At 57.6% G+C, this 8,576-nt stretch carries 9 protein-coding genes and 1 pseudogene; 2 read left to right on the plus strand and 8 right to left on the minus strand.

What is annotated here, in order from left to right:
* From MV985_RS07965 to MV985_RS07995, 7 genes are all read right to left on the minus strand, one after another.
* The coding region (locus MV985_RS07965) for a DUF1616 domain-containing protein (protein WP_297465082.1) at positions 1–983 on the minus strand (983 nt) is incomplete at its 3' end.
* A gap of 60 nt (positions 984–1,043) precedes the next feature.
* Positions 1,044–1,820: an exosortase/archaeosortase family protein gene (locus MV985_RS07970; protein ID WP_297465084.1), complete on the minus strand. Its 777-nt coding sequence runs from the start codon at positions 1,818–1,820 to the stop codon at positions 1,044–1,046.
* A complete protein-coding gene (locus MV985_RS07975) occupies positions 1,807–2,361 on the minus strand; it encodes a hypothetical protein (RefSeq protein ID WP_297465085.1) in 555 nt (184 codons plus the stop codon). Before MV985_RS07975 ends, MV985_RS07970 begins: the two co-directional genes overlap by 14 nt.
* A complete protein-coding gene (locus tag MV985_RS07980; protein ID WP_297465086.1) occupies positions 2,358–3,641 on the minus strand; it encodes a DUF58 domain-containing protein in 1,284 nt (427 codons plus the stop codon). Before MV985_RS07980 ends, MV985_RS07975 begins: the two co-directional genes overlap by 4 nt.
* Positions 3,638–4,558: a MoxR family ATPase gene (locus tag MV985_RS07985; protein ID WP_297465094.1), complete on the minus strand. Its 921-nt coding sequence runs from the start codon at positions 4,556–4,558 to the stop codon at positions 3,638–3,640. Before MV985_RS07985 ends, MV985_RS07980 begins: the two co-directional genes overlap by 4 nt.
* Before the next feature lies 1 nt (position 4,559).
* Positions 4,560–5,558: a DUF4350 domain-containing protein gene (locus MV985_RS07990; RefSeq protein WP_297465088.1), complete on the minus strand. Its 999-nt coding sequence runs from the start codon at positions 5,556–5,558 to the stop codon at positions 4,560–4,562.
* Positions 5,555–7,282 carry a DUF4129 domain-containing protein gene (locus MV985_RS07995; protein WP_297465089.1) on the minus strand — a complete coding sequence of 576 codons (1,728 nt, stop codon included), beginning with the start codon at positions 7,280–7,282 and terminating at the stop codon, positions 5,555–5,557. Before MV985_RS07995 ends, MV985_RS07990 begins: the two co-directional genes overlap by 4 nt.
* 58 nt (positions 7,283–7,340) lie before the next feature.
* On the opposite strand from MV985_RS07995, the gene MV985_RS08000 reads away from it, so the two are divergent.
* Positions 7,341–8,060 (plus strand): hypothetical protein, encoded by a 720-nt coding sequence (locus tag MV985_RS08000; RefSeq protein WP_297465090.1) that lies wholly within the window; start codon positions 7,341–7,343, stop codon positions 8,058–8,060.
* On the plus strand, positions 8,051–8,290 hold the full coding sequence (locus MV985_RS08005; RefSeq protein WP_297465092.1) for a hypothetical protein: 240 nt from the start codon (positions 8,051–8,053) through the stop codon (positions 8,288–8,290). The genes MV985_RS08000 and MV985_RS08005 overlap by 10 nt, the downstream gene beginning before the upstream one ends.
* Positions 8,291–8,309: 19 nt before the next feature.
* Here the strand turns inward: MV985_RS08005 and MV985_RS08010 are convergent.
* Positions 8,310–8,576: pseudogene (locus MV985_RS08010) on the minus strand (UDP-glucose 4-epimerase); the annotation flags it as partial.

Below are 8,576 nucleotides of genomic sequence, written 5' to 3' on the forward strand. Positions count from 1 at the left end.
TTTAGCTTCAAACTCTGGATCGTCCCGTTAATCGCCTCTAATATCAGTTTTCTGGCTTCGGTCCCGGCGTAGTTCCCGTCGGGTGGAGCCGGCGGGAGTTCCGGAGGATTGTCCTTGAAGAGGAGGAACCACACCTGCCATCTTCCGGGCTTATCGATGCTGAAGGTGTAGTTCCTCTCGTACTGGGGCGTCCAGTTGCCCTCGATGTTCACCGGTACCGGAGGCAGGGTGACGTTGAACCAGCCGGGCATCGGGTACATCTCGTGGATTAGAGTCGTGTTGGTGGTGTTGTCCCACGTTAAGTTCACCAGCCATATCTGGACGTAGTAGGTAACGTTCCTGCCCTCGTGGTTGACTATGCCTATTATCACCGTTCCGTTCTGGCCGACCCTTAGCTCGGTGGGGTAGTTATCGGCCTTGCCATCGGGCCCGAGGATGTAGAACTCGGTGAAGTGTTCCCCCTGCCTCGGATGGGTTATCACGTAGCCGAGCGTGCCGATGGAGGTTATTATCGCGATTATCAGGATGACGGTTAAAGCCTTATCGAGCCTGCTCGAGCTCTCCCACTCCAGCTCCTCCTTTATCCTGTCAAGGGTTATCCAGGGGATCCAGGGGTCGAAGGCCCTGGCCCTGCGGTAGATGGCGATTATCGAGAAGGCGACGTTGAAAACCGTGAGGCTGACGAGTATTGGGATCAGCCTTATGCCCCAGGGGGTGTAGTTCAGGGCCAGACCGATGAGAGGAACTATCGCTATGCTCAGGCCAAAGCTCAAGGCGAGCCTCTCCAGGTTGTCGAGCTCCCGTCTGTTGGGGAAGAGCGCCGCTATGAAGACGTAGCCGGGGAAGAAGAGGACGAAGGCCAAACCGAGGACCTTTCTAAGTAGACTGTCTGGATAGTAGAGAATGAGCAGGTCAAGGAGGAGTGAAAGGGCGATTATCGTGATCAGATCCCAGTACTTCCAGATGCCCTCCGGTTTTTCCATTCGACCACCTAAAGGGAAGATGGAACAGCATTTAAAACGGTTTCCACCCCCTGAAAGGGTTCATCTCCTGATAACCCACCACCAGTAGAGAAAAACGTAGGCAACGAACATCAGGTCGCCGAGGTGGGAATGGAACAGCTCGAGGAAGGAGATACCGCTGTGATAACCGATGACGAGGAGGGTGAATATCCTTACCGCGTTCAGCGGGATTATACCCAGGGCTCCGAACAGCAGAAGGATGGCCTCCCTTCTATCGGACCCCCGCAGGTAGATCAGCAGGAGGGACGCGAGGATGTAGAGGACGAAGGCATCCAAACCGGAACAGCCGGAACCGATGATGACGAGAGTATTTCTGACCACCGCGACGTTGCCCTTCATGGCGATGGGAACGTTGAGGAGGTCTATCAACCCGCGAACGAGGTAGGCTGTGATGTCCACGAAGAGGTTGCTGAACCAGTTAACCGTCACCTTAAATGCACTGGTCTTCGCAACCAGTGCGATCAGGGCCTCGGCCAGGGGGACGAGGAAAATGAGAACATCCCTCACCTCGAAGAGCACCAGCAATAGTCCCAGGAGAAAGAAGGCATGGAAGGTGGAGGGGCTGCTGTATTCCCCCAGGCGAACCACCAGAAAAACCGGTGAAACCGACATCAGGACAATTCCTAGGACTGTTCGAACATCCGGCCCAATGGCCCGTGGAACCAGTGCGGAGTGCCTCAGGTAGAGGACGAGAGAGTAGAAAAGGCCGAAGTAGAGGAGGAAGGGCGTCCTGAACAGGGCAAAGAGGAGGATGGTAAAAAGAACAGAAAAGCCAACGTAGAGTTCACTCCTCCTCAAAGAGGCCCACCTCCAAGAAATCAACGTCGTTCCTCTCGGCCAGAAGGAGGAAGACGAGGCCCAGGCCCAGGAGGAAGAGGGTCTGTGCACCCGGATCCTTCAGCCTGTCTCTGAGGAGATAGAGAAGGCCGAGGGACAGCGAAAGCCAGCCGACCAGACGGTAGACTGCCCTGCCGAAGTGGAGGTGGGTGACGTAAACCGCTGCCCCGATGAGGGCGAAAACCAGGAGGTAGTCATGGAGGGCCGAGACGAGGAGAACAGCGGTCATAACCAGCTCCGTCCTATCCCACCGGATTCCTCCCAAGATCTCGTCGAGGAGGAGGAAGACAGATGTGGATGAGACGACAGCCAAAACGAATCCGCGGTGGGTGTAGATCGAGTGGGATGGGAGGGAAAGGACAACCACCAGAACGTAGAGGTAGAACGCAATGAGCGATGGATTTCTGCCCCTGAGCCTCAGGAGGTAGGGGATAACCGCCAGACCGAAGATCCACTTTTTGAGCACGATACCAGCCAGGAGCGAGGCCACCAGCCCGATCATAGCTTCCTCACCACCATGGGGAGCAGATCCTTCGGGCCGACCTCGATGACCCTGACCCGGCCCATGACCTTCTTCATAAGCTCCTTCCTCTCGCGGTAGGCGGGGTAAAGGGTCTCGATGTCTTCCGGGCGAAGATCCCCCCTGTCCACGAAGAGCACGGGGTTGGGGTAGAGGAGGGCAACCTTTGAACCCTTCCTCTGGAGGAGCCTGGAGGCCTTTATTATCTCCCCCGGGTGGAGGCCGAGGTCGTCAACGATGAGAACGTAGGAACCAGCAGGGACCTTCATAGCGGCCTTTACAATACCATGGGCCTCCGAACCACCCCGGAATCTCGCCACGAGCCTTCCGAGGGGCGAAGTCCTCGAGATCCAGGAGGGCCTGAGGGGAGGAAGGCCTTTCTCCCTGCCCAATCCAAGTTTCTCCAGGGCCGTGAGGGGATCGCGAACGTTGGTAACTACGTTGACAACACGGCCCTCGTCGTAGGCGATGATCTTAACACCGTGGCCGAACCGCCTGAAGTACGCTATGAGCTGGGCCATGATAAGGACCAGGTAGTCTGTCTTCCCCCGCCTCAATTCCCGCCGGAAGGGGGGATCCACGTTGACGAGAAGGTATATGTCGGCCATAGTTTCTCTCTTGAAAACCCTGACGATGAGCTTCTGCAGTCTGGAGGTGGCCTTCCAGTCTATCCTCGTTATGTCGTCCCCCGGGAGGAACTCCCTGAGTTCCTGGAAGTCCAGAGTTTCGGCCCCAACTCCGAGGGCCTTCTCCGCCTCCGCCAGGGCCTCCACCTGATACCTCTCGCGCATGGCCTCGCGCATGCTCTTCTGCGATGGGAAGACGATCATCTCGCTGTCTCCGCCTACCGGAAAGCGCCTCATGAAGAGACCGAACCCGTCCTCAAAAACCGCCTCGGCCATGAGCTTTATCCTGCCCCGGGCAAGCGGAACGATGGTCTGCTCGAGGTACCTTCTCTCCCCCGGCCGCAGGAAGGCCTTCAGCTCACGGGAAAAGACCTCCCTCGAGGTCTCGCGGATCCTGACAAGACCGCGGATCTCCGAGAGGTTCTCAACCAGAATTCGGGCCTTCACCGGCTCCCGCTCCATCGCCCTCTCGGGGAGTTTTCTCTCCACCCTCAACCTCGGCCTGAAGGAAACCCTGGCCAGGGAGTAGTGGGAAACCAGGGCTATCCCGACGAGGGCGGCGGCCGGGCTTCCGAGGAGGTAGGCGGCTGCCATGACCACCGCCGCGAGGGAGAGGATCACCTCGGCGCGCCTCATTCCACCGGCACCTCTACCCTCTCGAGTGCGTCCCTGACCACGGTCCTGCCGTCAATCCCCTCAACCTCGTATTCCGGCTTCACCACTATCCTGTGGGCCATGACCGGGACGGCGAGCCACTTGACGTCGTCGGGAATTACGTAGTCCCTGCCCTCGAGGTAGGCCCTGACCTTGGCGGCGTAGAGGAGATGCTCGCCGGCCCTCGGCGAGGCACCAAGGATGACCCTCTCGTCCAGTCTCGTTTCCCGAACGAGATCGTAGATGTAGTCAATCACCGCGTTGCTGACGTGGACCCTCATCGCGTCCCTCCGGGTCTGGATTATCTCGCTCGGGAGGACGACCTGTCTGGCCTCCGCGAACTGGCCCAGACTCTTCCTTCTGAGCATCTCCTTTTCCGTCTCCTCGGGCAGGTAGGAGATGTCAATCTTGATCATAAAACGATCCACCTGGGCAGTAGGGAGCTCATAAACACCCTCCATCTCAACGGGGTTCATCGTCGCGAGGACCACGAAGGGTTCCGGAAGTTTTAGCGGGAGGCCCTCGATGGTGACTTGTCTCTCCTCCATCGCCTCGAGCAGCGCGCTCTGAGTCTTTGGCGACGCCCTGTTTATCTCGTCCACGAGAACCACGTTGGCGAATATCGGCCCCTTCCTCACCTTGAACTCCCCGGTTCGCATGTCATAGAAGGTGTGGCCGATGAGGTCAGCGGGCAGCAGATCCGGCGTCATCTGTATTCTGGAGAACTTTAGACCGAGTGTCTTGGCGAAGTTCTTGCTCAGTGTCGTCTTCGCAACGCCGGGCACTCCCTCGAGGAGCACGTGCCCGCTGGATACAAGGGCTATCGTCATCAGCTCGACAACGTCGTCCATCCCCACGAGGGCCTTCCTGACCTCCGCCTGTATCTTTTCGAGTATCATCTCAACCACCCATCCTCCTCAGCATTTCCATAACTTCCTTTTCATCCCAGCCCCTCTCCCTGGCGAGGGAGAGAACGGCCCCTTCAAAGTCTTCCTCCCGCCGGAAGAAGCGGGAGACGAACCTCCCCGTGAGTCGCAAAAGCAGTCCAAAGAACCCCAGTTCCCTCAGGAGAATGAGAAGGGCTATGAACACCATGAGTCCAACGGCCCTCTCCCTGGGGAGAAGCCGGGTTATCGTGACGGTTCCAGCGGTGTAGAGGTTGAAATCGGGGTGATGGGCCTCGTCGAAGTAGAAGGTGTCCGAACCCAGGTAGTCAACGAGGTTGCTCAGGAACTGTCTGTTCTCCCCGAACTGCATGTTGGCGAGCACGTCCGGATCGGAGAGAATCACTATCCTCCCCTCCCCGTACCTGAGCTCCGTCATTATCGGGTACATCCTCCGGTGGAGGTTTATCATTGCCACCCTGCTGACGTAGGCCTTTCCCTCCCGGGTAACTATGATGCCGGAGGGCTCGTTGGTAACGATTTTAGTCACGTTCCTGGCCAGGAGGGGGTCGAGTATCCTGACGGACACTACGAGCCTGTCGTCGCCCTCGTAGAAGAAGTCCCTGAGGGGGTAGTTGGAGATGCCCACCGGGACGTTGAGGGCGCGGAGTATCTCGTTCCCCGTCCCGAAGTCGTCGGCTATGAAGAGGGTGTTGCCCCTCTCAAGGAAGAGTCTTATCTGCTCCACTTCATCGCCGGTGAAGGTCATGTTCGGGCCGATCACGAGGAGAACCCCGTTGAAGACGCTGACGTTTGCTAAGTCAAAGGACTCGAAGACCGGGACGATCGTCTTTCCCTTCAGATAAACCAGTTTGGCGAACCTCGACGTCCCGTCCCAGTCCCCGTTGAAGACGCTGTACTGGGCGGAGCTCTTAAAGATCGGGACTGTCAGGGGCATCGTGATGAAGGCGAATATCATGAGGAGCAGCACGAGGTATTTCACGGTCTTGTTCATGCCTCCACACCCCTCAGGAGCTTCTCCATAGCCTTCATGAAACTCTCCATTTCCTCATCACTCAGGGGCATTCCCCCGTAAACCGCCTTCTCGTGGAGTTTGGTAACGGTTTCCAGCCGGGGATAGAGCTCCCAGTCGGCCAGGACCTTCAGAACCTCCCTCGGCGTCAGACTCTCGCCTATCCCCATGGCATCCCTGAGCCTCCTTCTGAGAAGATCGTAGGCCTCACCGACGTCCCCGGGTATCTCGGGTACAATCTCCCCTCCTGATGGGGATCTCTCCACGATCACCTCCTGGGGAGAGGACGTTTTCCCGCCACGTGCTCCGCGGGTTCCGAGGACAGCGAATGCAACCAGCAGCAGGGAGAGCAGGCCTATCGCCACGTACCTCAGCGTTCTGTCCTCAGGAGGAATAACCTTCAAAACCACCACGTTGGACCGGGCTTTCTCATATCTTTCGTTTCCAGGAAAGGCGGCGTAAACCTCAAACTCCCCCGTCCCGTTGGGCCTTAGCCTGAAGGAGAAGGTACCGTTTTCAGGGGTCAGCGTTGCGTATCTGGTCCCGTTCACGTAGACCTCTACGGGAAGGGATGGCTCAACGGTTCCGGTGAAGGTCGCGGCCTTCCCGAGTACAACCTCCTGAGGCCCCTCGAGGGTTATTGAGACGGGGTACCTCTCGAACTTTACCGTCACCTTTCTCGCCGTCCCGGCGTGAATACTGTCGCCGTTGAACCGCAGGAGGACCCGAAAGCTGGTCGCGACGGGGGAGAAGTACACCCTCCAGAAACCGCCATCGGATCCCGTGAGCAGTGTGGCGTTGCCAACCGTTATCCTCCTGCCGGCGAGGGGATTGCCGTAGTGGTCAACCAGCCTTCCCGAGAGGTTCACAGTACCGTTCAGGAAGGAGGTGTAGAGGTCGCTCACCACGAAGAGGCTGGGTATCTTCCTCGCGGTTACGCGAACGCTGTTCGACCGCTCCTCTCCCTGAACGGCGTAAACCGTGTAGTTTCCGGGTCTTTCAAAGCGGTACCCGGTCGAGAAAAGGCCATTTTTGGGATACACGAGAATGAGGTGAGTGGAGTTAATACCCTCCACGACGACCGTAACGGAGGAGTTGCCGGGGCAGGAACCGAAGATAGTAACGGTCTGGTTCAGGATTGGACTCCGATCAGAGACCCCCAGAACAAAGCCCTCCGGCTCGCCGGGAACCTCCGAAATGAGTTTTCGAATCTCCTCGAGACGAAGCCTCAGCCGGGCCGTGTTGAAAGTCAGGACCTTCGTTCCGTTCCTGAGCTTCATCAGATCAATGGAATCGAGGGTTCTCTCCATCTCCCCAACGGTCGTGAGTATGCCCGAGGCGAGAGCCGGAGTGGGGTTTTCACGGAACTCGAGAAGGAGCCGAACGAGGATCACCGTCTCGCTCGCCAGATCGTAGAAGGGGGGTATAACCTCCATAACGGTCGCGTTCACACCCCGCTCCCGATAGTAGAGACTCTCATCCATTATCAGCTGGAGTTCCCCCAGGGTCAGGTTGGCCAGCTGGAGGGAGTAGTTATCGCCCACGAGAGCATAGCGGAGCGAGTAGTCCAGCCTCACCAGGACCCGGGAGAAGTACTGGTACAGAAAGACGTCCCTCCTCTCCGGCTCCGGAACGCCCTTAGCCGAACTCACGGGGAGGGAACCGAGGATTAGAGCGAGGATTATTAGAACCAGAACCCGCCTCATGGCTATCAGACCCATAAGGCATAAAAACCTTTTAAGTTTATTCGTTGGCGGTGTTGAAATGGGGCGCCTCTGGGGTGGTATAATCGCCGTCGCTGGAATAACCCTCTGGTACTACGGGGGTACGAGGGGAGAGACGGCCCTAGTCAACCTGGGAATCGGAACCATCATCCTCGGCCTTGTTCTTGCCACGATGCCCTCCAGGGGCTACGTGGACAGGAAAACCCTGCCCCTGACCTGTACGAACCTCTGCGGCTTTCTGGAGAACCTCAGGAGGGAGTTAAACCTCAAAGAGAAACCCCTTGTGATACCTCCCTACGAAAACCTCCCGGAAGGCGGCATCTTCATCCCGGAAAGCGAGAACCCGATTCCCAGACCGGGAAAATTCTCCAGGGGAAGGGTTCTCATAACCGGAACGCCCGAGGAAAGCGGCCTGCTTCTGAGCCCTCCCCCGGGATGGGGGATCGTTGAATACGCCCTCGAAAACGTCGGAGAGCTGGGGGGAACGGGAGTTGGTTATGCATCCTCCGTTGTTTCCTCGGTTCTCAGTGGACTCGGGATCGGCTCGGGGGAGGCCTTTGAGGGCGAGAGCGGGGAGGTGGAGGTCTTCGTCAGCCCCCTGTGCGACGGGCCCTTCTACGCGGATCCGATTGTCTCGGCCATGCTCCTGGGCGTGGCGATGGGACGGGACGAGATTATGGGGGTAGAATCCGCCGAGAGGGTTAGGGGCCACTGGAAGATCGTTCTGAAGCCCCTCGGGGGTATAGAAAAATGGCTGTGAGAGAAAACCTGATCCTGTTTCTGGCAATCTGGCTCGTACTTTCCGCGATACTCAGTTCCTCTCCAGGGATATTCCTCACGATAGCCCTCATCGGCATACTGATAGTCCTCGAGATCGGCGAGTTCTACCTTCCAAAGGACGTGAAGGACTCACTCAAGCTCTCGGCCTATCTTCTCCTCCTGGCGTTTGCGTTCATAGTGGCCAGAAAGGTATATGAGGTGATAAAATAGCCGAAAAATGGATGAAAGCTCAAGCCGTCCCGGAGAGCTCCCTGACGGTTCTCCTGATGGCCTCGTGGCTGTTCAGCTTCGGTTTCCAGCCAGTTTTCTTGGCTTTCTCTATGCTCAGGCGCATTAGTTTTACATCTCCTTTCCAGCCTCTACCACCGTCAACGCCACCGGTAAAGTGGAACTCCGGCTTTAGGTCCATCCCCTCGCCCCCTATCTCCGCTATCTCCCTTTATCCAGTCGTCGTTGCCGAGGTTGTAGAAGTCAACGGTTTTACCTTCCTCCCTGA

The sequence above is a fragment of the Thermococcus sp. genome (genome assembly GCF_027012695.1).
Classification (GTDB): Archaea; Methanobacteriota_B; Thermococci; order Thermococcales; family Thermococcaceae; genus Thermococcus.